Source organism: Desulfovibrio sp. ZJ369 (assembly GCF_011039085.1).
In the GTDB taxonomy this organism is placed as follows: domain Bacteria; phylum Desulfobacterota; class Desulfovibrionia; order Desulfovibrionales; family Desulfovibrionaceae; genus Desulfovibrio.
In genome coordinates this window covers 34,436-58,154 of the sequence record NZ_JAAKEI010000006.1, presented here as the reverse complement: position 1 = coordinate 58,154, position 23,719 = coordinate 34,436, and the positions used below count along the sequence as shown (strand labels likewise).

Genomic DNA, 23,719 nt, shown 5'->3' with positions numbered 1-23,719 from the left:
TCAGTCCAGCCGTACCAAAAACACCACTCTGGAGGTGGCCGGATGAAACTGACCGACACATTCATACGGCATGTCATAGCCAACGGCAAGATTCAGAAGCACTCGGACGGCGGGGGGCTGTTTCTCTACGTCACGCCCACGGGCAAAAAATCGTGGCGGTTGGCGTACCGCTTCGCGGGCAAGCAGAAGCTCCTTTCCCTTGGCCCGTATCCGTCCGTGAGCCTGCGCGAAGCGCGGGACAAACGGGAAGACGCCAAAAAGCTGCTGCGGGAACATATCGATCCCAGCGAGGCCCGACGCCAGGCCAGAGAAGCGGCGGCGGAAGCGGCCCGCAACTCTTTCGAGGACGTGGCGCGGGAATGGCATACCAGGTATTCGCCGAAGTGGATCCCCGCATACCGAAAAACTGTCATTCGCATTCTGGAGGAAAACCTCTTCCCCCACATTGGCAAACGTCCCGTCAACGCTATTACCCCAAGGGAACTGCTGGACGTTCTCCGGCGGGTGGAAGAACGGGGCGCGCTGACCATCGCCCACAAGGCGCTGCGTGATGCCGGACGGATTTTTCGTTACGCCGTTGTCACCGGCAGGGCGGAACATGACATTGCCGCCGATTTGCGCGGCGCGCTCGCGCCCACGGTCAACGGCCACCATGCGGCCATCACCGAACCCGCCGCCGTGGGCGAACTGTTGCGCAAAATCTACGCCTATGAGGGGAACTTTTTCATCTCCCGCGCCCTGCGTCTTGCGCCGTTGGTGTTCGTCCGTGCCAATGAACTGATCCGCGCGGAATGGGAGGAAATCAACCTTGAGGCGGCGGAATGGCGCATTCCGGCGGAACGGATGAAGATGAAGCAAATCCATGTCGTGCCGCTCTCACGTCAGGCCCTGACGATTTTCCATGAGCTGCATGAGAAAAGCGGCGATGGACGCTTTGTCTTTCCTGGCAACAGGGCGGGAAACGACGGCCCCATGTACAGAGGAGGCCCGTTGCGCGTCCTGCGGCAACTCGGCTGCGCCACCGGCGACCATACCTTTCACGGCTTCCGGTCAATGGCGTCCACCCTCCTGAACGAGCTTGGCTATAACACAGACTGGATAGAGCGCCAGCTTGCCCACTGCGAGCGCAACGGCGTCCGCGCCGCGTACAACTACGCGGAGTACTTGCCGGAACGGCGACGCATGGTTCAGGAGTACGCCGACTATCTGGATATGTTACGCGGAAAAGTACGATAGACGGGATAAAAAGCAAGACACGCCCCCGCCCGGTTCCAGAGGTTCCGTCTCGGACAGGGGCGCTCTTTTATCTGTGCTAACTGTTTATGTTTTATAAAAGTCCCACTCAACACCCAATAATTCTTGTTTGTTTTGCCGCCTTTTCCCCGTTTGTTTTTTGAGGATCGGCAGGATTTTTTCGCGCCGCCGCCGACCATTCCGCAGGATTTGAGGTTGTCGCTTTCCAGCAAAAGCGCCTTTTTTCCGTCATCAGGCAGGGAGTCGATCTGGGCGAAAGATACCTTGCTTTTCCCCACGCCGCCTTTGCTTTCGCCCACATAAAAAATCGACGCGTTTATGTTCACAACTTCTTATCCGGCAAATCCGGCACGATGAACGAAGTTCTTGCCGGAGTCGGTGGTTTTTGCGGGGGAATTTCCTTTTTTTGTGCAGGAGCAACGTCCGCGCTGTCCGCAGTTTCAGAGAAAAATTTCTGAATAAGATATGCGGGAATGATGATGTTCTCATTCTTGAGCAGCTGACTCAGTTCTTTTGGGCTGTAGCCTTTTTTGAGAGCGTTCCTGAAAGCTTTTTCCAGAAATTTGGCTGCGTCCGGTCTGGTTTTTCCGTCTTTTTTCTTTGGCAAATTCATGAACAGTTTCTTCGCCTCCGTGAGCTGTTCCATGCGTATTGTTGCGTTTGAAGCCATGTTTTTTGCCTCCTTTGGGAAGATCATAGCCAATCGGCAGTAAAGATAAAATTTTGCATAAATCTACCACTCCACGATACGGGGTCGCCGTGGCAGGATGGAAGTTGTGCTACACACAACCCCATCCTGCCAAAGGGCTGCCGCCCTCTGGACTCCGGCAGAGCGTTCGGCGCTTCGCTTCTCACGCTCTCAAAAAGGCGGGAAAGGCAGACGGAAAAGCGGAAGGCGACAATCAGATTTCAGCGACGGCGGAGGCTCAGGCTCACCGCTGAAGAAGACGCAAGAATCACCCGGCAGGCCGCGACCGCCGGAATCTCTGTTTCCGAGTACATGCGGCGGCTGTTCTTCGGCGGCAGGCCCATCATTGCCAGAACGGACGAGCAGACCATCCGGGAACTGCGGCGGCCTGGGGGCTGCTCAAGCACAATTTTGCCTTGGCAAGCGAGGCGCATCAGTCAGCGGTGTGGGGGGAAATGAGCCGGGCACTGAAAATAATTCAGGAAGCAATCGACAGGCTTGGGCACGGACATGATACTCAAGCAATGTAAGCGCACCAATCTGACCAAAGCAAAACGCTCCATGATTGGCGGCATAGTGGACTATGTGCTTTCCGAAAAAGATGAGAATGGCAGGAACAAATGCGTCTGGTCAACAGCACTGAATTTCATTGCGGCAACAAGAAAAGGTCAACGAGCCGAGATGATCTCGCTCGCTGAAGAATCCGTAAGGAGCAGGATGCCTGTTTGCCATTGGTTGCTGATCTGGAACGAGCACGAGATACCGACCGGGTAGCAGATCCCGGAAACCGTGCGAATGTTTCTCAGGGGCATGGGGCTGGAGGAACATCAGATTATTACATGAAAAATCCGCAGAGCGCCGGGGGCGCTGGCAAGCCACGGGCAAAAGGTGCGCTTCCCGACCCCGGCGAAAGTAAGTCGCCAGGCGGATCTGCGCCGGGCAGCGCAAGCGGAGGAGGCCCGCGCCCCCAAGGAAGGGCAAGGACGCGGGCCTCAGGAAAGGCCGCCCGCCGAGGAAGCGATGCCGTCGGGCGGCGAGGGCGCGGAGCGGCTCCGTGCGCAAGGTGCGCGCCCCGCTGAGCTCTCGAGCATATTGCTTTTACTCCGGCGCTTCACGGCACAAGAAAAGTCCGCCTGCGCCTGGATTTGCTCTCGCCATCATAGAGCGGCAAGGGCGGCCGCTCGCGCGGGCGGGCGCTCTCTTCCAGCAGCGAGCAGAGCTTTTTCCACAAGTTTCTGTTTTCAGCGTACAGATCCCGCCGTTCCTCTTCAAGGGTCGTCAGGCGTTTTTTCAGCTCCGCGCACTGCGGGCAGGAGCATTCCCGGCTCTCTTGCGGCGCGGCGGCGCTCTGTTTCGCCTGCCTGGCAGGGGTCGGGCAGGGGGCGAGGTCGTGCGCCGTTTCGCGGGTGGCGGATTCCGCGCCGGTCAGCAGCCAATCCAGCGAAGCGCCGGTAAGGGCGCAGATTTTAAGAATAACGTCGGATTTGGGCAGATTTTCGTCCCGCTCATAAAAGCCCAGAGTGCCCTTGCTGATCTCGAGCCTGGCGGCGAATTTTTCCTGTGACTCCTTGCCGCGAACCATTTTGATGCGTGAGCCGAGCGTGGTCATACTATCGTGCCTGCGCAAAAAAGGAGGGGAGTAACAAGAGGATCGCAATATCTTGCTGAGCCAGCAAACGTATTGCGCTTGCTATGGAGAGCGTTTTGCTGATTGCATGCGCAAAACGCCCTCCTCTTCAGATACGTCAGTCTTGCCTGTGCGGCCGTTTCACTCTTGCGGGCTGTCTGTGCCGAAACGGGCGGCATGTTCCCTGAGCGTGCGATCCAGGGCCAGCAGCAGGCGCCGGGCCGAGGACGGGCTCATGACAATGCGCCGATCCAGATCCACGGCCAGGCCGTTTTCCGCGTTGCCGTCCGGGCCGTTCAGGCTTTCGGGCAGGCTCAGGCCGCAGCAGAGGATCACTTCCTCGGCGGTGCAGCGGGTCTGAAAAACATTGGCGTAGGACGTGACAAGCTGCGCGCTGTTCAGGGCCACGCGGATCTGTTGGCTTGCCGCCGCGTCGGCGGTGGCGGTTTGCTTTTTCTCTTTGCTCATGGCTACCTCTTTTTCCTGTCCGCAGCGCGGGCCGGGGTTTTGTCCTTCTGGGCGGGCGCCGGGGCGGCTTTTTGCTCCGCGTTGGGCGGCAGTTTGACCGAGACCACGGGCAGCGCCGGGAAGGCGGGCTTGCGGGCGTCCATGGCCGCGAGCACGCTGGCCGTGATGTCCAGGGTGTCGTCGGCATCCAGGGCGTTCTGTCGGGCCAGAACCAGCGCGGCCTTGTGGGCCTGCCGCCAGGCCCTGACCTCTTCCAGCAACAGTTTGTTGATCACGTTTTGCACAGCGGCTTCCTCGGCGGCCATCTGGCGGCTGAGGGTCAGGGCGCCTTCGCGCAAGACGGCCTCGCGTTCCTTGGCCGGGGCTTTGGCCCAGGCTTTTTGCAGATCGGCAAAGCCCTGTTCCAGACGCTGGCGGGCCTGGGCCAGATGAGCGCGCCCGGCCTCGGCGGCGCTGGAACGGGTCATGATCCGTTCCAGATCCACGGTGGCGATCTGCGGGGCTGCGGACGCGGCGGAGGCGGGTTTGTCGCCCTCCAGGCAGCCGCTCAAAAGGCAGGCGGCAAGCAGGGCCGTGAGGGCAAGGAGAAATGGAGTACTACGGCACATGGGGCTGATTTCCTGTTGTTATGCGTGTCAGGGCAGAGCATTTTGCTCATGCAATGAGCGAAACGCTCTTTTCCACAAAAACGGCGCGGCGGGCACATGCCGCCGCGCCGCTGCCGGCGCCCCAGGAAGGAAAAAAAACGCCGGCTTCAGAAAAACCGCCCGCCGGGGAAGCGATAACGGCGGACGGCCGCCGGACTCGGGAAGCCCATGCCCCCCGGATATCCAGCCGGGCGGTTCCGCCCCCTGGCGGAGCCGCCCGCCCGCGGCAGACGGGATCACATTTTCCGGCCCGAAGGCCGGGTCATGTGAAGCATTTTTGTTCTCGCGCTCTGTGTCTGATGCCGTGCGGCGGTGAACGCCGCACGGCATCAGAACTCCAAAGAACGCTAGAACTCGTAGCGGAAGGTGCCAAACACGCCGTGCGACGTGCTGTTGACGCCGGTTTGCAGGTTGTAGTTCACGCCAAAGCTGACGTTGTCATTGCCGAATTCCAGACCGGCCTGGCCCATGTACGAGATGTAGTCCATGGTCTGGGTTTCCAGTTCTGCGGTGCCGGACACGCCGGTGAAGCGCACATCGCCGCGGGCCTTAATGTCCCCGGCGGCCGGGATCACGGCCAGATCCAGGCTGGGCTTGAAGTGCCAGCCGTTGCCGGTGTCGATCTGCTTGGAGAAGGCCACGCCCACGGGGAAGGTCCAGATGCTCTGGCTGATGGCGTCGCCGGTGAGCACTGTGCCGCCGGACGTCACGTCGTATTCGTCGGTATTCAGGCTCGTGTAGCGGACGCCCACGTGGGGGGTGATGTCCAGGGCGCTGGTTTCGATCTTGTATTCGCCGCGCAGGCCCACGCTGATGGCCCAGGCCGTCACGTCGCTCTTGAGGCTGTCCATCTGCATGGCCGCGGGCAGTTCCTGCTCCAGCTCGTTATAGGTGGAGGTGTAGTTGACATCGGCGGTGAGGCCGAAGTTGTTCATGGTCCAGCCGGCATAGGCGCCGATGCCCCAGAAGGTCATGTTGTTGGTGGTTTCGTTGAAATCACCGGAGCCAGAGGCATAGCCGCCGCCGATGTTGAAGGTGATGCCCGCGCGGATGGCGTTGTCAAAGGTGTAATCCGCGCCAATGGCCACGCCGCCCAGGCCGCCGCTGTAGTCCAGATCAAAGTTGCCGCCTTCCAGGCCCCAACCGTTGGCGCTCTGGTAGAGAGGCATGATCCAGAGGGCAAAGCCGGTCTTGGCGACGTTGGTGGCAGAAGAGCCGGACACGGAGCCATCCGCGGCCATGCTCTGGATGGCGTTGCCGCCGGGCTGGGCCAGGCTGGTGCGCTGGGTCACGGCATTGCCCGCCGCATTGTTGGCCGCCAGGGTCATTTGCGGCACAGCGCCGATCAGAGCCATGCGCGCCGCGCTTTCCATGGTTACGGCAACCTGCTCGGCGTCCTTGCCGATGTATTTGTCGCTGGTGGCGCGGGAGAGGAAGCGCACGCCCTTGTCCTCGGCATTTACATACTGGTCGTCGGTTCCGATCTCGTGAGCCAGGTAGCCCGCGTCCACCACGTTTGCCAGCTCGGAGTCCAGCAAGGGGTAGTTCTTGCTGGCCGACTTGAGCTTGGCCTCAATGGTGCCGTCGGCCTTGTTAAAGTTACCGAGCTCCACCATCGCCGAGTCCGTGCTGAGGTTGTCGCCGCTCCAGGCGTCAGGATCATCCTTGGTGATGCCGTTGCCACCACCTCCCTGACTGATGTTCTTGCCGAGCACCTTGTAGGTTTCACCCACTTCCGCGCCCTCAATGCGCAGTTTCGCGTTGCCGATGATTTCGGCTGTTCCGGTGCTGCTTGCGAAGGACAAGGCGCCGTTCCCATCATTATCAGCCGCCTCGGCAGTGACTACCAGCAGGGAGTTGTCGGCGAATATGAGCTTGCCGGCTGTGGGGGTTCCGAGGTTGGGGGAGCTGCCGAATGTATCGGTGGTCTTGATTCCGTTCACCTCAAGGCCATTATTAGTGGCGTTTTGCAGCGCCGTGGGCTTGACGATGCCCAGAGCGGCAGTCACGCCGTTTTCGGTCAGGCCCGCGTTGTTGGTCACGGCATTGACATGCCCGCGCAACCAGTTTTCATCCCCGGTGCCGATGGCGGCCATGGAGTTTCTGCCCACGCCCACGTTGCCGTCGATCTCTACATCAGGCTTAGCGACAGGGTCGCCGCCAAAGTGTTCCACGGCCACGTTGGTGGACGGCAGGGCAACCCCGCCGGATTCCCAGGCAGGGTCAATGAGCAGAGAATTGCCGTCGAGCGTCAAGTTCTTCACCACCAGCGTCGTGCCGCCCTTGGTATCGTTCGCGCTGCCCACGGTCAGGTTGTTGGTGCCGCCGGAGCTCATGATCAGGGTGTCGGCGTGCAGAACAGAACCGTTGGTGAGGGCGGCCGTAGTGCTTACGGTCAGCTGGCCCGCAACAGTGCCCGTAGAGCCGTCCAGGGCCAGAGATTTCACGGCGCTGGCGGCAGCAGCGTCCGTAGCTGTGATATTCAGTTTGCCGTCCGTCACGCTCACAGCGCTGTCGGCGGCGGTCAGCTTCTCGGCGGTCAGGGAAGCGCCGTTGGTGAGGGTGGTCGCACCAGAGCCCGCGTCCAGCTCCTTGGCCTCCAGGGAAGCGCCGTTGGTGAGGGTGGTCGTACCAGTACTGTTTACGGTCAGCTTGCCCACCGTGCCCTCAGCGTTGTTGTCCAGGGTCAGAGAGCCCACGGTGCTGTCGTTCGCGGTCTTCAGTGTGCCGTTCGTCACGGACACCGCGCCGGAGGCGGTCAGGGTTTTGGCCTCCACGTTGGTGGCGGTGATGTCCTTGGCGGTGATGGTGCCTTGTGTGGCGGAAAGGGTAAGATCCTTGCCAGCGGCGGCAAGAATGTCCTGCTTAGTACCGCCATCGGCCTCCGCCTTGATTTCGCCCGTAGTGCCGCCGGCCTCAATGGTGCCGCTGGCGTTGGTCGCGCCGCCATTCAGGGTCACGGTGCCGTTGGTGGTTTTGATTGTGCCGTCGTTCAGGCCGGTCACGGCGTTGGTAACTGTGATGCCCGTTGCTGCCTGAACCGTGCCGCCATTGGCGGCGCTCAGGTTGTCAGCGGTGATGGTAGATCCGGCACTCACCACGCTGCCCTTCTGGTCGGCGGCCAGGTTGTCAGCGTTGATGCTACTCGTGGAGATCACCTTGCCGCCGTTGGTGGCATTGACCGTCGTCACTGCCTTGTCCGCCGCGGAGTCGCCGATCTTGGTGCTCTCCAGGCTTGCGCCGGAAGCGTTGACCGCGGTAGCGCCCTGACCATTAACTTTGATGGCGCCGGTCTCGAAGGAAGCGTTGCCCTTGCCTTCGGCATTGAGCGTGGCTGTGCCGCCGGCGCTACCACTCTGGGTCGTCAAGGTCACATCGCCCACCTTGCCGCTGTTGTCGGCGGTTTCGACGCCGAGCGTCAGGGCCGCGTTATCCCCACTATCGCTCTTACCCACAATGACGGCCGCAACGGTGTTGCCCTTCGCTACAAGATTGCCATTGCTCGTATCACCGGCCAGTCGCAAGGTGCCGGATTCGGTCTTGATCTCCGCGGCGGTTCCCGCGTCCTCCTTCACCTCGACATTCTTGTAGCCGCCCTTCAGAGGCTGGGTATTGTCCGCGTTGGTAACGGTAAGCCCCAAGGTGGCAGTGGTTTCGACGTTACCGAGGGTCTTTGCTGTGTCAGCGGTAATCTCAGTCGCGTCCTCCGCCACGACGTCGAGCTTCGCGTTGCCCAGATCCAGCATACCGTCATTAGCCGTAGCAGACATGATGGCTTTGATGTCAGTCAGCTGAGCATCAGTGATCGTCTGATTGTCCAGGCCGGTTATTTTCAGGGTACCGCCAGCCGCGACCCCAATCGTTTGCACGGTGTCTAGCTTGGCGTAATTGTCTACTGCTGCTGTTTTGAGCAGAACATTCTTGCCCGCTACCAGCGTTCCAAGATTGGCGACCAGAATGCCTTTTTGGCCCGCCGCATATTCCACGTTCGTCAGCGAGTCTTTCACCGTCAGCGTGCCCACAGCGCCCTGGCCGCCCACAGTGATCAGGCTGGTGTCGGCATCCGCAGGCGTGCCGGGCGTGCTGGCCGCGATCGCCGCGCCGGCCGCATCCTCAAAAGTCTGGTTCAGGTGGTTCACGGTCAGGCTGCCGTTGGCCACGCGCACATTGCTGTCGTGGCCTTTCACCTGGTTCAGCGTCGTCAGTGTCAGGTCGTGGGTATTGTTGCTGTCGCCCACCTGCAAGGTATCATCGACGTACACGCCCTTGGTGCTCGTCAGATCCTCCGGGTTAGTGCCCACGGTCAGGGTGTCCACGTCGGTCAGGTTCAGCGTGCCGCCGGCCAGGGTCAGGTCGTTGAAGATCAGGTAGCCGGAGTCGGCGGCCTGGGTATAGTTGAACTTGCCGCCGCCGGTCAGAACCAGGTCCACCTTGCCCTTGGCGAAGTCCAGGCTGCCGCCGCTGGCCACGGTGATCTCGCCGCCGGAAAGGGTGAAGGTTTCGTCGAACTCGGGCGCGGGCGTGGCGGGCGTGGGGGACGTTGTTTTCAGTGCCGCTACGCTTGCTCCGGCGCCGGCGCCGCCGCCCGAGGGTTCGGAGGGATCCCCCACCATCGCCTGGATACCTTCTTCTATATCAGGGGTAAACCCCTCGTTATTGCCCTTCTTGGCTCCCCCGGCCACGGTCAGCGTGCTCCCGCTGTTCACGGTGATAGAGCCGCCGCTCATATTGATTTCGCGGGCCACGATGTAGCCATCAGCAGGCGCGTTCTCAGTGCCGACCGTAATGTTGGTGCCGCTGAGATTCAGGGCCACATAGCCTTCGGCACCATTCACACCCGAAACCGTCGAACCCCAGTTCTGATTGGCAGCGGCATAGAGCACTGAACCCTTGACGACTCTGCCTTCGCCAGAGCCCGTATTCTTGCCTGTCATGAAGATGTCGCCGCCGGAAAGGTTCATCTCGCCTATTTTGCCGGCGCTCCATCCCGGCGCATCAACCCCTCCATACAGCTCGCCGTAGTTGCCCAGGGTCACTGTGCCGCCGGTCATGGTGGTGCCGAGCTCGCCGCCCAGGAAGGGGCCTTGATCCCACTGGTTCGGTTTATTATTCTTCGTAGCGCCGATTGTAACCCTGCCGTCTCCTTCAATGAGCAGCTTGCCCACCTGCATGTTGCCGTTGACCGCGCCGTTACCCTTGTCGATGGCCTGGGCGTTGCCCTCGATATTAAGTATGCCGCTGGAAAGGGTGTAGCCGCTACGGAGAAAAGCGAAGTGATTGGCGGTGCCGTCCGCGTCGCCTTTGGGCTTCTCCGTCCTGAGCGCGCCGTTGACGGTCAGCGTGCCGCCGGTCTGGTTGATCTGGGTATAGGGAGCCCAGAGCAGGCCGCCCTCCTCCACTTTCACGGTAGCACTGCCGGAAAGGTTGAAGTCGCTGGTGGCGCCACCGGTATACACGATATCACTCTCGCCCGAGTTCGGCTGAAGCAGCAGAGCGCCACCCTCCGCCACCGTGAGTGTGCCGCCGGTCATGTTCAGTTTCTTGGCGCTCAACACGCCGGAGGAGTTCACAGCCACAGTGATGTTGCCGCCGCTGATGGTGTTGTTCCCCGATGCGGCGAACATGATATGGGCCGTTTGGGCGTCGAATTTACCGTACTCCCCATCCACCGCCTTCGCGCCCTTCATGGTGATGGTGGTGTTGGCGCCGCTGATGTTGAGGTGATTTCCGGCAAAGAGCTCACTGTTTGCGTTCATGGTGATCGTCGTGGCAGCGGTGCTGCTGCCGATGTCCATGCCATTGTAGGCGCCGATGTAGGCGGCCTCATCCCAGCGCGTGCTGTTTGGGTTGCCGGTCAGCGTTATGTCGCCGCCGGTCAGTTTGAAGGTATTGACGTCCAGGCTGGAAAAATCAAAGGTGCCCTGCTCGGCGGCGGCGGTGACAGCGGCCTCGCTGGCAGAGGAGGTGGGATCTTTGCTGGTGATCGCCACCGTGCCGCCGCTCATTTCCACAACCATACCCATACCCGGGATGGTGATGCCGGACGCGGCCGACGGCTGCGTTCCCCCGTTGCGCTGGTAATGCACGACCCGCTGGTTTTCGGTCCTGCTGCCCAGCGTCAGCGTCCCCCCGTCGCGGATGAAGAGCTTCTCGGTCCGGACGTTTTTCCCATAGTTTCCGGACAGGTTATTCCCATCATTCCCATTAGTCCCATTAGTAGTAAGATCTATGCCCCCCCCAGTAACGGAGGAGGTGCCGGTGCTGCCTATGGTCAGGGAATCAGTATTCCAGTTGCCCGGATACTCCGGCTCCTCCGCCACAGCCAGACCCGCGCCGCCCATGACCAGCATCCCGGCCACGGCCAGCGAGCCGAAGGTATTGATCAGGCTGCATTTTTTGAGAACCGCCCGATATCTGTTGATGAGATTTCCGATAGCTCCTTTCGTAAGCATACAAGATCCTCCTCAGATTCCTCCGGGGGCGTTCTTCCCCCGACATTTGGTAAGACACTCAGTGTCAGACGCACTGTCGATTTTTTGGAGGATCAGAAGATCCCGAAGGGAAAAGCGCATTGAAATAATGAATATTTTTTGAACCCGCGGGCGGGGAACTTTTTTCCCGCAGAAGAGTCTTGCCTAAAAGGGCTCTTGCAGGTATTGTGTTCCAAAAGTTCATTGACAGTGCGTCTGTCGATGAGCAGTCCGCACACGTCCGCAGACAGCCAGGCATGTCCGAAGGCCTCCAGCGTCGGTCAGAAAAGTCTCTACCCCTCCTTTTTGTGAAAACCCGCTATCTTCTATGGGATACGCCGTCCCGTGTCCCTCCCATTCCAGATATGATCGGCGTGCACCTCTCCAAGGGGGGGCTCCAGACGGGCGACGGGAAAAAGTTTCTGTCGGCGCGTGCTGGCAGAGTGAAAAATCCGCTCACGGTTTCCGCTGCCGCCAGCAGTGACGCCTGCCCCAGGTGGGCATAGCGCATGGTCGTTCGGGGATCGCGGTGCCCCAGCATCTTTTGCGCCTCGTACAGCGAATGACCGGCATTCACGAGAAAACTGGCGAACGTGTGCCGCAAATCGTGGATGCGCACATCCGCAAGCCCCAATTCCCGCCGGAGCTTGTTCCAGAACAGATAGAGATCGGAAAGCGGCTTGCCCGGAGCATGGCCGGGGAAGAGCCACGGATTGCCGGGCGTGCGCGGTATGGCGCGAAGAACCGCCACTGCGGCGTCGGACAACAGGATATGGCGCGGCCTGCCGGACTTGGACAGCGGCACGATGAGCAGCCGCAAATCCAGGCGGACGTTTTCCCAGCGGGCCTTGAGGATTTCGCTCTTGCGCGCGCCGGTCAGCAAAAGCAGGCGGATGGCAAGGGCTTCCGGGCGCACGCTTTTTTCCAGCGCCCGCATGAGGTGCTGCGCTTCCTCCCGCGTGAGATAGCGTTCCCGCAACATGTGGATTTTGAAGGAAGACACGCCCGCGCACGGGGATTGTCCGGCGGGCAGAACGCCGCGCATTTTCGCCAGAGAACAGATGGTCTTGAAGACCGCCAGAATGCGGTTGCAGGTGGCCGGGGCCAGCCCCTGAACAGACAGGCCGTGCAGCCAGTCTTCCACTTCGTGGCGTTGGATGCTGGCAAGTCGCCTGTCGCCGAATACCGGGGAAAGATGCTGCCGCGCAATGCGCTCATCCACGCGCCAGCTCCGCTTGCGGATCGTGACGTGCGGCAGATAGACGTTTGCGACAAAGGCATCAAGGCTGATGGGCGCATCACGTCGCCCTGCCTGGACGGGCGGTTGCTGTGCCAAGGGGTCTGACAAGCGATGACGAGCCATGCGGTATCCTCCTTGCGTTTGCCGTCTTGATCCAACAACTTTTTCTGTTGGGCAAGGCGGGTTCCGCACAGCGTATCATGGCTTTTTCAAGCGACTCCTTATTTGAAGATGAGGCTATGACCAGGGCAATCCGCATACGTCCAACGGGAGAGCGCAGGCACAGCAAATTTTTGCTTGACATGATTTGGCGAGGTGAATTTTTATCGGCCCTTTATACTGTCGATAGGCGCGTGGGGCATGGCGGGAGCGCCGCGTAGCGCCTGGGGCGGGCTGTGTCTGCCTTGGATAATCCGGGCATAGGGCATACAAGATGGCGACTGGGCGTGTCACCGCTCTCCCTGCCTTTTGCCTTTCCGGGGTTCAAAGGGGCAGCGCCTCTTGCCAGCCGTGAAGTATGACGCGAAGCGTCTATACGAAAGGTAAGCTGGCCTTCCGGGATAATGCCGGACAAATGAACAGGTATCCGTGCGAAAACGGAGACGCATGATACGGATATCGGGATCGTTGCAGGTGCGTATCTGGCGGGAAACTGGATCGCATCCGACGCGTCGCGGATAGGTATGTCAGCGATATCGGGCAAACATCCCGCTCACGGGAAAGCGGTATGCGGCGAAAGTCTGGGCATCATGCGGCAGCCGTCCGATCTGTATTTGGCTCACAGAATGGTCGGCAGGGTGAGCGTGACAGCGGGGGCATCCGAAGGCCAGGCTGGCGGTGACAGTGACTGTATGGGGAGAAAGTGCAATCTCCGTGGAATATGTGAGATTGCCATTTCCCACAGGGATGGATTATTCGTCGCAAGAGGACGACGCCAGTATGTCCGGCGTGCCCGAATGCGTGTCTTGGCTTGAGCTCCGGAGACCAGGCAAGGTGCTCTGCAAAAAAATGAATCAGTCGCTGGAAGTCGGTCCAGAAGGTATGGCAAGTGTATGGGAAATGAAAATGCCAAGAGGCGACCCGCCCGGCATGGGGAGGTTGGCTGATGAAGGGCGATAGAATCCTCTGAAAGCCAGAAAGAATGTTGGTAATATAGTTGGTAGGAAAATACGTAAAATATTTTTCTACCAACTATTCCATAGCGTTATAGCAGTAGCGCAGCTTTTGATTGAAAATGGATATGTTCAATCAAAAAATGGCGGCTGCCGATCACGGCAAGGGAAATTGCCTCCTTTCAATGCGTTCCGATACATGGATCATGCCGGGGCCCCGTCCCGGTTCAATCCCCTGGAGACGGCGTCTTTCCTGGGTTTCGCGACGCATTGACACGGTACAGCGCCTTTGATAGCCCCGTCTCAACCCCTTCACAGGGAGCCCGCCTTTCTACCGCAGCGCGCCCTGGCGTAAGGGATTGCGCAACGTGTCCACTGTCCCGGCTGTCATGTCTGACGAGGTCGATTGCCGGCTCGCGCCGGACATCCACAGAGGGAGGCTTCCGCCGCAGAAAGCGGATGAATTCACCCTAACTGTGTTCCGTAAAGGAGGAACATTATGGCCGAACCAAGGATGAACGAAGATAAGGTGGCTCTCGTACTCGGGGGGCTTATCTTCATCTTGGCCCTGTTCAAACTGGGCAACATTGATTTACTGGGCTGGGTGGTCAAAACCGGACTGTGGGTGGGCAATCCGCTCAATGCCTGGTCCTCAGCCACAAAGGGCCTGCTGCCGGGCTACGCTTCCGCTCTGCTGACCTGGGCGGCGATTACCCTTCTTCTGTCCTGGGGCATAAAAATGCTGGGCGGCAATGTGGGGCGATTTATCGGCTCCTTTACCGTGATCTTCTTTATTGCCTTCATCTGCTACGCCATCGGCGCCAATGCCTACATTGCGGCCAATCCCACCCAGATCGCGCCCATCGGCAAGATCGACATCCCCTGGTCCCTGGGCCTGAGCACGGAGGCGGGCCTGATCATCGCCCTGATTGCGGGCATTCTGATCAGTAACTTTCTGCCCGGCGTGGCCGACAGTCTGCGCGACGCCTGCCGGCCGGAACTCTTCGTCAAAATCGCCATCGTGATCATGGGTGCCGAGCTGGGCGTGAAGGCCGCCGGCGCCGCCGGTTTTGCCGGGCACATCCTTTTCCGGGGTCTCTGCGCCATTGTGGAAGCCTATCTGCTCTACTGGGCCGTGGTGTATTATGTGGCCCGCAAGTACTTCAAATTCAACAAAGAATGGGCTGCCCCGCTGGCCTCTGGCATTTCCATCTGCGGCGTGTCCGCGGCCATTGCCACCGGCGCGGCCATCCGCGCCCGGCCCGTGGTGCCGATCATGGTTTCCTCGCTGGTGGTGGTTTTCACCTGCATTGAAATGCTCATTCTGCCGTTTATCGCGCAATACTTCCTCACTTCACAACCCATGGTCGCCGGCGGCTGGATGGGCCTGGCGGTCAAGTCCGACGGCGGGGCCATTGCCAGCGGCGCCATCACCGACTCCCTCATCCTGGTCAAGGCCGCGTCCCAGGGCATCAACTACCAGCCCGGCTGGATCCTGATGGTCACCACCACGGTGAAAATCTTCATTGATATTTTCATCGGCGTCTGGTCGCTGGTTCTGGCCTGGATCTGGACCACAAAGTTTGAAAAGACCAGGAACGGCGAGCAGACCATGGGCTGGTCCGATGTCTGGGCCCGCTTCCCGCGCTTTGTCATCGGCTATCTGGTCACCTTTCTCATTCTGCTGCTGATCTGCGTGCAGTCTCCCGAACTCCAGAAGCTCGGCAAGGGCGTTTCCAGCACGATCAACGGCTTCCGCACCATTTTCTTCCTGCTGACCTTCTTCAGCATTGGCATGGTTTCCAATTTCCGCAAGCTGATGGAAGAAGGCATCGGCAAATTGGCCGTGGTGTATGTGGTCTGCCTTTTCGGCTTCATCATCTGGGTCGGCCTGTTCATCTCCTGGGCCTTCTTCCACGGCCTGACCCCGCCGCTGGTTACGCCGGTGGGCTAGAGCGGTTTGCTGTTGAAAACAGCAACCGCTCTGGCGGCCGCGGGAGCGGACGCCCGCGCCGGCGGTAGCCGTTAGCAAGCTTTGCTTGCTTACGGATAGCGACAGCGGTTGCGTTGGCTGGCTGTCGCAGTAACCAGTTGCTGTCTTCATCCGTAGCTTCCTTCGTCGCAACGGCTGAAGCAATGAGCCTGAAAACCACGCTTTTCAGGCGAAATGATGGCAGCGCCGCTTTTGAAATTGAATAATTTCAAAAGCAAAATGCTCTAGCGGGTCAGCACGCAACATTGTAATCATCTTTCCTTCGCAAGGAGTTGGACATGTCTGAAGACAGCAAAGAAGTGAAGTTTCACGAAGAAGTGCAAAAAATGGAATATGAGCCCCTGGATAAGACCGAAATGAAGCTTATCCATTGGAGCTGGGGGCTGGGCGTGGGCCTGCTGGTCGTCTTGTGGCTGGTCAGCCAGCTTATTCCTGGGGCCCATGTCTGAGAACCGGCAACGCTCCTGAAGTCCGGGCAAGCTAAACGGGCCTCTCGAAAAAGAAGCGTATTCTTCGGATACCCGGCTTGAATGAAAGGCGCGGCCCAAGGCGGCCCACGGGTGAAGAAAGAGCTCTGCCCTTTAGAGCGTTTTGCTAATGAACGTAGCTAAACCCTCTAAGCGCCGGAGCGAGCGCTTCAAAGGCAATAACCCTAAGAATGCCCTGACGCAACGGGAGCGCATCCCACGATGCGCTCCCGTTCTTTATCCGGCCGCGCTCCGGCTGCATTCCGGGCCGTGCGGCCGCAGCTTCAGAAAAAGGAAGACTGATGCGCAAGTACCGCGTGCATTATATCGCAGGCCCCAATGAAAACCTTACAATCAGCAGGCAGCAGATCATTGAAGCAGCCTCTTTTCAGGAGGCGCTGGGCCGTGTAACCGCGTGGCCTGTGGTGGAAACCTATGATCATGCTTCGGCCTGCGCCCACAACCCCGGCATAAGCCTCTATGATTTTGAGGCCTGGGAAGCCGTGCCCCTGGAGGAATACGAAGCCTGAACCTGAACGCATGCGGAACGTGAAAGTACGTTCACCGAGCTGAAGCGGCCGGCTGCTGCGGCTCTGCTGCCCTGGGGGGGCAGAGTGGCTTTGCAGCCTGTGGCTTGCAAAACGTCCTTCCGCCGGAAAACGCGCTTTTCGTTGCTGCCGGTATCTCTGCCAGAGCGTTTTGCTAATGAAATTAGAGCGGTTTGCTGTTGAAAACAGCAACCGCTCTGGCGGCCGCGGGAGCGGACGCCCGCGCCGAATGAGCCTGAAAACCACGCTTTTCAGGCGAAATGATGGCAGCGCCGCTTTTGAAATTGAATAATTTCAAAAGCAAAATGCTCTAGCGAAACGCTCTGGCAGGGCGAAGCCATGAGAAAGGAGTCCACGCCCGGACCGGCATAGCGACGGATCAGCCCTTTTTTCCTGACGCGGCGGGGAGCGGACATCAGGAGAGCAGCGGCTTCAAATGTTTGTAGGCCTTGGCGGTGGCCATGCGGCCGCGCGGGGTGCGCTTCAAAAAACCGCATTGGATCAGATAGGGCTCATAAATATCCTCTATGGTCCGCACTTCCTCCGAGCAGGCCACGGCCAGGGTCTTGATGCCCACCGGGCCGCCGTCATAGTGCGTGATCAGCACTTCCAGAAGCTTGCGGTCCATCTGGTCCAGGCCGTTCTCGTCCACGTCCATGCGCTTGAGCGCGGCCGCGGCCTCCTCAAAGGTGACTCTTCCGTTGCCCCGGACCAGGGCAAAATCCCGCACCCGGCGCAGGAGCCGATTGGCAATGCGCGGCGTGCCGCGCGAACGGCGGCCAATCTCCTCCGCGCCCTCCGGCGTGACTTCCACCCCCAGAATGCGCGCCGTGCGTTGCACCACGCGGGCCAGATCGCCGGGGGTGTAATATTCCAGGCGGGCCACAATGCCGAAGCGATCGCGCAGAGGAGAAGAAATCAGGCCCATGCGCGTGGTGGCCCCCACCAGGGTGAAGGGCTCCAGATCAATTTTGACCGTGCGCGCAGCCGGGCCCTGGCCGATGACCAGATCCAGCTTGAAATCCTCCATGGCCGGATAGAGCACTTCCTCCACCGCAATGGGCATGCGGTGGATTTCATCCACAAAAAGAATGTCGTTCCGGCCGAGATTGGTCAGGATGGCCGCCAGATCCCCGCTGCGCTCCAGCACCGGGCCAGAGGTGCAGATCAGGTTGACGCCCAGTTCCGCGGCCATGATTTGGGCCAGAGTCGTCTTGCCCAGGCCGGGGTTGCCGTAAAACAGCGTATGATCAAGAGCTTTGCCGCGCTCCCTGGCCGCGCCCAGGTAGACGCGCAGATTGGCGCGCAGCTCGTCCTGGCCGATGAAATCATCCAGGCTGCGGGGGCGGACGCTTTCGTCCAGCGTAACGGCCGGATCGCGGCCGTACCCCTGCCCGGACGGCGCGAAGGGCACGTTATCCTCAAATTCCGCCATTTAGGCTCTCCCCCTGGCCAGCGCCTTGAGCGCGGCCCTGAGCGCGCCGGTCACATCCAGATCCGGTTCCGCATGCAGTATCTTTTTCACTACGGGCGCGCATTCCTCCTCGGCATAGCCAAGATTGGCAAGACCGGCAAGAACATCCCGGTACACGGAACCCGGACGGCCCGCGGCGGCCAGCACAGCCGTCTGCGGCCCGTCGTCCACCTTGAGTTTGTATTTCAGTTCCAGAAAAATATGCTGGGCCGTTTTTTTGCCGATGCCCGAAACGCGGGTCAGGGAGAGCACATCCTCTTCCAGCACCAGGCGGCGCAAATCCTCAGGCCGGTAAATGGAGAGGATGGCCAGGGCCGTGCGCGCGCCCACCTTGGAAATGGACACCAGCACTTCAAAGGTCTGGCGCTCCTCAAAGGTCGCGAAGCCGAAAAGCTCCAGCGCGTCCTCGCGCACCGCAAGGCTGGTGAAGAGCGCCACCGGCTCGCCCTTGCCGGGCAGCGCGGCAAGCGTATGCGTGGGCACGGCCACTTCATAGCCCACGCCGCCCGCAGTCAGGATCAGGCAGGCATTGCCCCAGGTTTCGGCCAGACGGCCTTCAAGATAGGCGATCATAGCAACTCGTTGTGCAGGAGCGGGCGCGGCCCGCCATGTGGTTTTTCAAAAGAATACGCCGTTGCGGTCGCCGGGTTCCCCCGCTCAGAGCAGCAAGAGCAGAGAACCGAGCGTGATCAGCAGGCCTCCGGCCACGGCCTTCAGGCCCAACGGCTCATGCAGCAGGAGGGCCGCCAGAATCATGGCCAGGGGCACGCTCAGCTTGTCGATGGGCGCGACCCTGGAAACCTCGCCCAGTTGCAGGGCCTTGAAGTAGAACAACCAGGACAGACCCGTGGCCACGGCGGAAAGAAAGAGAAAGAGCAGCGTATGCCCGCTCAGCTCTTTGACGCGCCCGGCGACTCCGGTAAAAATCACTATTCCCCAGGTCAGCGCCAGGATGAAGGTCACCCTCACGGCCGTGGCCAGGTTGGAGTCCACATCCTTGACGCCCATTTTGGAAAAAATGGCCGTCAGGGCGGCAAACAAGGCCGCCAGCAACGCATAGACCTTCCACATGACATCCTCACGCGGTCAGCCGCCGATGCCCACCATCTGCTTCACGGCCACGGCCGCGCCGCGCCGCGCGCGCAGCAGCTCCGCGCCCACGGGCTTGTCGGCACAGGCCCTGCGGATGACGCGGACGATGGTTTCGTCCGTGATACGGGGTTGGCGCAGGAGTCCGCGCAGGCGGTATTCCTTATCCGCAAACAGGCAGGTGCGCAAAGCCCCGTCGCTGGTCAGGCGCAGGCGGTTGCAGGAGAGGCAGAAATGGTTGGTCAAAGGCGAAATAAAGCCCAGCCGCCCCAGGCCGCCCGCAATCCTGTACATGCGGGCCGGGCCGGATTCCGCGGCATCGGCTGTAACGGGGATCAGGCGCGCGCGGCGCTCCGCCTCGGCCTGAATGTCCGCCGTGGACCAGAAATTTTCCACGCTCCAGGGGGTGGCGCTGCCCATAGGCATGAACTCGATGAAACGCAGATCCAGGGGCATGTTCCGGGCCGCATGCACAAAATCATCCATCTGCCCGTCGTTGACCCCGCGCATGGCCACCACGTTTATTTTAACCCGAATGCCCGCGGCCAGCAAGGCATCCAGCGCGGCCAGCACCTGGGGCAGCAGATCCCGGCCGGTGACGCGGGCAAAGGTGGCGCGATCAAAGCTGTCCAGCGAAAGATTCACGGCGCCTACCCGCACATGGCGCAGCAGGGGAATGTACGGCGCAAGCAGAGTGCCGTTGGTGGTGATGCGCACATCAAGATCCGGAAAGCGCTCATGCAGCATGACCAGAAAACCATCGCAGCCCTTGCGCGCAAAAGGCTCCCCACCGGTAAGCCGCACCTTGCGCACGCCCAGAGAGGCCGCAATGCCCACCATGCGCGTTATTTCCTCATAGCGCAAGATCTGGGAGTGGGGGATGCAACGCTGCATCACATTGCTGCGGCAATACAGGCAGCGCAAATTGCAGCGATCCGTCACGGAAAGACGCAGATAGCGCACCGTGCGGCCGTGGCCGTCAAGCAGGGCGCGCGCCAAAAGCCCCGCCCCTGCTCGTGCGCCCCCTGTTGCCAAGAAGCCAAAATGGATTTACATCTGCCTGCATGAAACACCTGCTGCTTTGGGTGGCCGTCGCAGGCTGCCTTGTTCTGCCGCTGACGGTTCTGGCCTGGGACGGTTTCGACGCCGCCACCACCGACCTTGTGGAGATCACGCCCGACAAAATGCCCGCCCAGGGCGACACCGTGGACGTGCGCAACTATGACAACGACATCAGCGAAACATGCCTTGTGGAAAGCGTCACCCGCAACGCCCGCACAGTGGAAGTGGTTGTGCGCACGCCCAGGGGCGTCCGGCGGACGCTGGTCATGGAAGGCCGCTAGCTCTGCCCCTCTTCCCGCTCGTAGCCGGGCAGAATCACGCCCGCGCTCTCTGCCTGCCCCTGCCCCTTGGGGCAGTGGGCCTGCATATGGCAGATCTCGCACCCTCCCCGGAAGGGATAGTGAGTCACCACGGCATAGCGGCGGCTGAGCGTGGGGGAATTTTCCCGGTAGGGCAGGCCCAGACCGGCCAGGGCTTCCCGCAGGGCTTCGGTGGGGCGCGGCGAAGGCGCGCAACCCGCATCCTCCACCTGCGGCAAGAGCTCCTGAACAGCGGACATGCACAAAAACTGGGCCAGATTGTTGACCAGATAGCCCTCGGACGGGGATTTGCCCCAGGCTTCATCCACGAAGTCTTCCACGGATTCCGGCAGCCAGACGGCCAGATACGAAATTTTGCCCGCCTTCACCTCACAGACTTTCAACCGGTCCAGCCATTGCCCCCACAGCTCCACAAGGCGCTCCAGGGCGGCGCCGCCCAAGCGCGTTTCCCGGCTCATGATCATAAAGGCTTCCATGTCGAAATATGGCCGGATATGATGTTCCTCAATGCTTGTCTGGCTCACATGCTCTCCTTGAGGGGCAGTTGACCTTGCATGTCCCGCCTGTGGCAAACACGCCCGGCATCTGCAAACCGCCCGGCTGAAATTCACGCAACGGCAAAAGCGCCTTTTTGCTATTGTAACCAGGGGGCCGCCATCGTCAAGGCCCTTGACGCCGCGGCCAGGGCTGCCGCATAAGCTGCCTCAGCCCTGCCCGGCTTTACTTGGCGCTTTCTATTCTTTATTGTACTCTGCCTCTATGTATTTTGTCCATCTCCACAAGGAACGCACATGAGCAAAAGCAACGCCCATCCGGCGAAAATCCGCTATAATTACCAGATGGCGCCGGAAGCCCGGCTGAATACGGCCCACGGCGTCTGGGGCGGGATCAATCCCCAGGGCGAAATTGAAATGAACTTTTATCACGAAAGCGACGCCTTGCCTCCCTATTCCGAACGGCTGGTCGCCCCGGACGGCTCCATCGGGCATGAAATCACGCCGGAAGACGATGAGCGGCGCGAAGTCACCCGCCATATCCATTCCCGGGTGCTGCTTAACTACCATACCGCGCGCGCCGTGCTGGAATGGCTGGAAGACCGTGTGGCGGCTTTGGAAGAAGAAGGCGAGCCCGGCCTCTACGAGGCCGATTCGGGCATTGAGCAATAAGCGCCATGCTTGAAAAAAGCTTCCACATCCTCACCTTCGGCTGCCAGATGAACGTGCATGACTCGCAATGGCTCGCGCGCGCTCTCACAGGGCGCGGTTTCCAGGAAGCGCCCCTGGAGCAGGCTCAGGTGGTGGTGCTCAACACCTGCTCGGTGCGGGAAAAGCCGGAGCAAAAAGTCATCAGCGCCCTGGGCCGTGTTCGTCAGGTCACGGGCGGCAATCCCGGCGTGCTGGTGGCAGTGACCGGCTGCGTGGCGCAACAACTGGGCGGGAAGCTTTTTGAAGGCGCGGGCCAGGTGCGTCTTGTGGCCGGCAGCGACGGCATCGCCGGCGCGCCCGCAGCCATTGAGCGCCTTCTGGCCGAGCCGGGGCTGCGCCTTTCCCTGCTGGACTTCACGAGCAGCTATGTGGAGCGCGAGGCCGGTCCCCGGCACGCCGCAGAGCCTGTGGCCTATATCAATATCATGCAGGGCTGCGACAATTTCTGCACCTACTGCATTGTGCCTTTTACCCGGGGCCGCCAGAAATCCCGGGCCACACCGGCCATACTGGAGGAATGCCTCGCCGTGCTGGATCGCGGCGCGCGGGAAATTACCCTTCTGGGGCAGAACGTCAACGCCTTCGGCCGCGACAAAAGCGGCGACGGCGTGAGCTTTGCGGCATTGCTTTCGCGCGTGGCGGCCCTGCCCGGCCTCGCGCGCCTGCGCTACGTCACGCCGCACCCCAAGGATATGGGGCCGGATGATGTGGCGGCCTTTGCCGAGCTTGCCCCGCTCTGCCCGCGCCTGCATCTGCCGTTGCAGTCCGGTTCCGACACTGTGCTGGAACGTATGCGCCGCAAGTACAACAGGCGCGATTTTCTGGATCTGGTGGCTTGCCTGCGCGCGGCCAGGCCGGATCTTGCGCTTTCCACGGATTTGATCGTGGGCTTTCCCGGCGAGACCGAGAAGGACTTTGAGGCCACCCTGGAAATGATGGAGTCCTGCGGCTTCATGTCCAGCTTTTCCTTTTGCTACTCGGATCGGCCCGGAGCGCGGGCCGCGCTTTTCCCGGACAAAATTCCGCCTGAGGTCCAGCAGGAGCGCCTTCTGCGCCTCCAGGAACTCCAGGAAAAGCTGAGCCGCCGCTGGCTGGAGGCCCGCACAGGCCGGGAAACAAGCCTGCTCATCGAAGGGCCGAGCCGCAGGCAGGGGCTGGGCGCGGAACCGAGCTGGCAAGGGCGCGACCCCTATGGCGTGCCCGTGCATGTAACCTTGCCCGCAGGCGAGGATCATACCGGGCGCATGGTCCCTGTACGGATCATGGAAGCCAAAAAACACAGCCTTACAGCCCGACGGACCGGTGCGTTATGGTAGAGATGCGCGTGCTGGGCCTGACCATTGATCCCCAGACCAAAACGCCCATTGTCATCCTGGGTGAGAACGGCGGCGATACGCTGCTGCCCATCTGGGTAGGGGCCATGGAAGCCATGACCGTTTCCCTGGTGCTGAACAATGAGAATCTTCCCCGCCCCCTGACGCACGATTTGCTGCTGATGAGCATCAAGGCTCTCAAAACCGAATTGCCGCGCGTGGAGATTACCGAGCTCAAAGACGGCGTATATTACGCCCTGCTGATTTTGAACGGCCCTGAAGGCGTTGTCCGCGTGGACTGCCGCCCTTCGGACGCCATTGCGCTGGCTTTGCGCGCCAAGGCCCGCATTCTGGTCAATGAGGACGTGTTGCGCCGCTCGGCCGAGGCTCAGGACAGGGTCAGCCGCCGCATATCGGACAAGGCGCTGCCGATCCCTGCCGCGGATGCGGCCACGGATATGATGCGCAAGGCCGACGCGCAAAAAGAAGTTGAGCGGCTGAGCGGCGTCCTGACCCGTGAAGGTGTTTTGCCGCAGGGCAACGCGCGCGAGGAGGAAGAGCGCTTCCGTGAGCTGCTGCGCTCCCTGGATCCCATTTCCCGCCGCAAGATGTAAGGCCACGCCCTTGCGGCCTCCAGAGCAGATTATCTTTGACTTTTTATGAAAGTCAAAGGCGGCACTTCCTCCCGGTATGCTTTCTCTTCTCCCCCTCAAAAAATTTCCTGCCGACTCATAAACTTTGC

21 protein-coding genes are annotated in these 23,719 nt (G+C 60.6%); 9 read left to right on the top strand and 12 right to left on the bottom strand.

The window, feature by feature from the left end; translation table 11 throughout:
• Positions 1-42 precede the first annotated feature (42 nt).
• Complete coding sequence (locus G7Y51_RS03350; RefSeq protein ID WP_165174976.1) at positions 43-1,236, top strand: integrase arm-type DNA-binding domain-containing protein; 1,194 nt, start codon at positions 43-45, stop codon at positions 1,234-1,236.
• On the opposite strand, the gene G7Y51_RS03345 is transcribed toward G7Y51_RS03350, so the two are convergent.
• Complete coding sequence (locus G7Y51_RS03345) at positions 1,203-1,580, bottom strand: hypothetical protein (protein WP_165174975.1); 378 nt, start codon at positions 1,578-1,580, stop codon at positions 1,203-1,205. The genes G7Y51_RS03350 and G7Y51_RS03345 overlap by 34 nt on opposite strands.
• Positions 1,577-1,924 (bottom strand): hypothetical protein, encoded by a 348-nt coding sequence (locus G7Y51_RS03340; RefSeq protein WP_206214235.1) that lies wholly within the window; start codon positions 1,922-1,924, stop codon positions 1,577-1,579. Before G7Y51_RS03340 ends, G7Y51_RS03345 begins: the two co-directional genes overlap by 4 nt.
• A 516-nt stretch (positions 1,925-2,440) precedes the next feature.
• Between G7Y51_RS03340 and G7Y51_RS03335 the strand changes: the two genes are divergently transcribed.
• Complete coding sequence (locus G7Y51_RS03335; protein ID WP_165174973.1) at positions 2,441-2,716, top strand: hypothetical protein; 276 nt, start codon at positions 2,441-2,443, stop codon at positions 2,714-2,716.
• A 337-nt stretch (positions 2,717-3,053) separates the two neighbouring features.
• On the opposite strand, the gene G7Y51_RS03330 is transcribed toward G7Y51_RS03335, so the two are convergent.
• From G7Y51_RS03330 to G7Y51_RS03310, 5 genes are all read right to left on the bottom strand, one after another.
• Positions 3,054-3,551 (bottom strand): helix-turn-helix transcriptional regulator, encoded by a 498-nt coding sequence (locus G7Y51_RS03330; RefSeq protein WP_165174972.1) that lies wholly within the window; start codon positions 3,549-3,551, stop codon positions 3,054-3,056.
• A 159-nt stretch (positions 3,552-3,710) separates the two neighbouring features.
• Positions 3,711-4,037, bottom strand: a complete 327-nt coding sequence (locus G7Y51_RS03325) for a DUF3467 domain-containing protein (RefSeq protein ID WP_165174971.1) — start codon at positions 4,035-4,037, stop codon at positions 3,711-3,713.
• Between the two features lie 2 nt (positions 4,038-4,039).
• Positions 4,040-4,645, bottom strand: coding sequence for an OmpH family outer membrane protein (locus tag G7Y51_RS03320; RefSeq protein ID WP_241160116.1), 606 nt, complete (start codon positions 4,643-4,645; stop codon positions 4,040-4,042).
• A gap of 386 nt (positions 4,646-5,031) precedes the next feature.
• Positions 5,032-11,136 carry an autotransporter domain-containing protein gene (locus G7Y51_RS03315; RefSeq protein WP_165174970.1) on the bottom strand — a complete coding sequence of 2,035 codons (6,105 nt, stop codon included), beginning with the start codon at positions 11,134-11,136 and terminating at the stop codon, positions 5,032-5,034.
• Between the two features lie 337 nt (positions 11,137-11,473).
• Positions 11,474-12,517 carry a site-specific integrase gene (locus tag G7Y51_RS03310; protein ID WP_165174969.1) on the bottom strand — a complete coding sequence of 348 codons (1,044 nt, stop codon included), beginning with the start codon at positions 12,515-12,517 and terminating at the stop codon, positions 11,474-11,476.
• A 1,488-nt stretch (positions 12,518-14,005) separates the two neighbouring features.
• Here G7Y51_RS03310 and G7Y51_RS03305 point away from each other — a divergent pair.
• The 3 genes from G7Y51_RS03305 to G7Y51_RS03295 all read left to right on the top strand — a co-directional run bounded on the left by G7Y51_RS03305 (position 14,006) and on the right by G7Y51_RS03295 (position 16,496).
• Positions 14,006-15,460 (top strand): putative sulfate exporter family transporter, encoded by a 1,455-nt coding sequence (locus G7Y51_RS03305; RefSeq protein ID WP_165174968.1) that lies wholly within the window; start codon positions 14,006-14,008, stop codon positions 15,458-15,460.
• Between the two features lie 317 nt (positions 15,461-15,777).
• A complete protein-coding gene (locus tag G7Y51_RS03300; protein WP_165174967.1) occupies positions 15,778-15,948 on the top strand; it encodes a bacteriocin-type signal sequence in 171 nt (56 codons plus the stop codon).
• 320 nt (positions 15,949-16,268) lie between these two features.
• Complete coding sequence (locus tag G7Y51_RS03295) at positions 16,269-16,496, top strand: hypothetical protein (RefSeq protein ID WP_165174966.1); 228 nt, start codon at positions 16,269-16,271, stop codon at positions 16,494-16,496.
• A gap of 433 nt (positions 16,497-16,929) precedes the next feature.
• On the opposite strand, the gene ruvB is transcribed toward G7Y51_RS03295, so the two are convergent.
• The 4 genes from ruvB to moaA all read right to left on the bottom strand — a co-directional run bounded on the left by ruvB (position 16,930) and on the right by moaA (position 20,076).
• Positions 16,930-17,949: a Holliday junction branch migration DNA helicase RuvB gene (gene ruvB, locus G7Y51_RS03290; protein WP_241160115.1), complete on the bottom strand. Its 1,020-nt coding sequence runs from the start codon at positions 17,947-17,949 to the stop codon at positions 16,930-16,932.
• Positions 17,950-18,561 (bottom strand): Holliday junction branch migration protein RuvA, encoded by a 612-nt coding sequence (gene ruvA, locus G7Y51_RS03285; RefSeq protein WP_165069143.1) that lies wholly within the window; start codon positions 18,559-18,561, stop codon positions 17,950-17,952.
• A gap of 84 nt (positions 18,562-18,645) precedes the next feature.
• A complete protein-coding gene (locus G7Y51_RS03280) occupies positions 18,646-19,059 on the bottom strand; it encodes an EamA family transporter (protein ID WP_165174965.1) in 414 nt (137 codons plus the stop codon).
• A gap of 15 nt (positions 19,060-19,074) precedes the next feature.
• Positions 19,075-20,076 carry a GTP 3',8-cyclase MoaA gene (gene moaA / locus G7Y51_RS03275; RefSeq protein ID WP_165174964.1) on the bottom strand — a complete coding sequence of 334 codons (1,002 nt, stop codon included), beginning with the start codon at positions 20,074-20,076 and terminating at the stop codon, positions 19,075-19,077.
• Positions 20,077-20,141: 65 nt separating this feature from the next.
• On the opposite strand from moaA, the gene G7Y51_RS03270 reads away from it, so the two are divergent.
• On the top strand, positions 20,142-20,420 hold the full coding sequence (locus G7Y51_RS03270; RefSeq protein ID WP_165069152.1) for a DUF5334 family protein: 279 nt from the start codon (positions 20,142-20,144) through the stop codon (positions 20,418-20,420).
• On the opposite strand, the gene G7Y51_RS03265 is transcribed toward G7Y51_RS03270, so the two are convergent.
• Positions 20,417-20,983, bottom strand: a complete 567-nt coding sequence (locus tag G7Y51_RS03265; RefSeq protein ID WP_165174963.1) for a hypothetical protein — start codon at positions 20,981-20,983, stop codon at positions 20,417-20,419. The genes G7Y51_RS03270 and G7Y51_RS03265 overlap by 4 nt on opposite strands.
• 267 nt (positions 20,984-21,250) lie before the next feature.
• On the opposite strand from G7Y51_RS03265, the gene G7Y51_RS03260 reads away from it, so the two are divergent.
• The 3 genes from G7Y51_RS03260 to G7Y51_RS03250 are packed head-to-tail and all read left to right on the top strand — an operon-like array spanning position 21,251 to position 23,591.
• Positions 21,251-21,625, top strand: coding sequence for a hypothetical protein (locus G7Y51_RS03260; RefSeq protein ID WP_165174962.1), 375 nt, complete (start codon positions 21,251-21,253; stop codon positions 21,623-21,625).
• Between the two features lie 5 nt (positions 21,626-21,630).
• Positions 21,631-22,980, top strand: a complete 1,350-nt coding sequence (gene miaB, locus G7Y51_RS03255; RefSeq protein WP_165174961.1) for a tRNA (N6-isopentenyl adenosine(37)-C2)-methylthiotransferase MiaB — start codon at positions 21,631-21,633, stop codon at positions 22,978-22,980.
• Positions 22,974-23,591 (top strand): bifunctional nuclease family protein, encoded by a 618-nt coding sequence (locus tag G7Y51_RS03250; protein ID WP_165174960.1) that lies wholly within the window; start codon positions 22,974-22,976, stop codon positions 23,589-23,591. Before miaB ends, G7Y51_RS03250 begins: the two co-directional genes overlap by 7 nt.
• Positions 23,592-23,719 lie beyond the last annotated feature (128 nt).

What these genes read in the sequence shown, in the direction of transcription:
- G7Y51_RS03350 (WP_165174976.1), top strand. Translation starts at nt 43, where the DNA reads ATGAAACTGACCGACACATTCATACGGCATGTCATAGCCAACGGCAAG.
- G7Y51_RS03340 (WP_206214235.1), bottom strand. Translation starts at nt 1,924, where the DNA reads ATGGCTTCAAACGCAACAATACGCATGGAACAGCTCACGGAGGCGAAG.
- G7Y51_RS03330 (WP_165174972.1), bottom strand. Translation starts at nt 3,551, where the DNA reads ATGACCACGCTCGGCTCACGCATCAAAATGGTTCGCGGCAAGGAGTCA.
- G7Y51_RS03325 (WP_165174971.1), bottom strand. Translation starts at nt 4,037, where the DNA reads ATGAGCAAAGAGAAAAAGCAAACCGCCACCGCCGACGCGGCGGCAAGC.
- G7Y51_RS03320 (WP_241160116.1), bottom strand. Translation starts at nt 4,645, where the DNA reads ATGTGCCGTAGTACTCCATTTCTCCTTGCCCTCACGGCCCTGCTTGCC.
- G7Y51_RS03315 (WP_165174970.1), bottom strand. Translation starts at nt 11,136, where the DNA reads ATGCTTACGAAAGGAGCTATCGGAAATCTCATCAACAGATATCGGGCG.
- G7Y51_RS03310 (WP_165174969.1), bottom strand. Translation starts at nt 12,517, where the DNA reads ATGGCTCGTCATCGCTTGTCAGACCCCTTGGCACAGCAACCGCCCGTC.
- G7Y51_RS03305 (WP_165174968.1), top strand. Translation starts at nt 14,006, where the DNA reads ATGGCCGAACCAAGGATGAACGAAGATAAGGTGGCTCTCGTACTCGGG.
- G7Y51_RS03300 (WP_165174967.1), top strand. Translation starts at nt 15,778, where the DNA reads ATGTCTGAAGACAGCAAAGAAGTGAAGTTTCACGAAGAAGTGCAAAAA.
- G7Y51_RS03295 (WP_165174966.1), top strand. Translation starts at nt 16,269, where the DNA reads ATGCGCAAGTACCGCGTGCATTATATCGCAGGCCCCAATGAAAACCTT.
- ruvB (WP_241160115.1), bottom strand. Translation starts at nt 17,949, where the DNA reads ATGGCGGAATTTGAGGATAACGTGCCCTTCGCGCCGTCCGGGCAGGGG.
- ruvA (WP_165069143.1), bottom strand. Translation starts at nt 18,561, where the DNA reads ATGATCGCCTATCTTGAAGGCCGTCTGGCCGAAACCTGGGGCAATGCC.
- G7Y51_RS03280 (WP_165174965.1), bottom strand. Translation starts at nt 19,059, where the DNA reads ATGTGGAAGGTCTATGCGTTGCTGGCGGCCTTGTTTGCCGCCCTGACG.
- G7Y51_RS03270 (WP_165069152.1), top strand. Translation starts at nt 20,142, where the DNA reads ATGAAACACCTGCTGCTTTGGGTGGCCGTCGCAGGCTGCCTTGTTCTG.
- G7Y51_RS03260 (WP_165174962.1), top strand. Translation starts at nt 21,251, where the DNA reads ATGAGCAAAAGCAACGCCCATCCGGCGAAAATCCGCTATAATTACCAG.
- miaB (WP_165174961.1), top strand. Translation starts at nt 21,631, where the DNA reads ATGCTTGAAAAAAGCTTCCACATCCTCACCTTCGGCTGCCAGATGAAC.
- G7Y51_RS03250 (WP_165174960.1), top strand. Translation starts at nt 22,974, where the DNA reads ATGGTAGAGATGCGCGTGCTGGGCCTGACCATTGATCCCCAGACCAAA.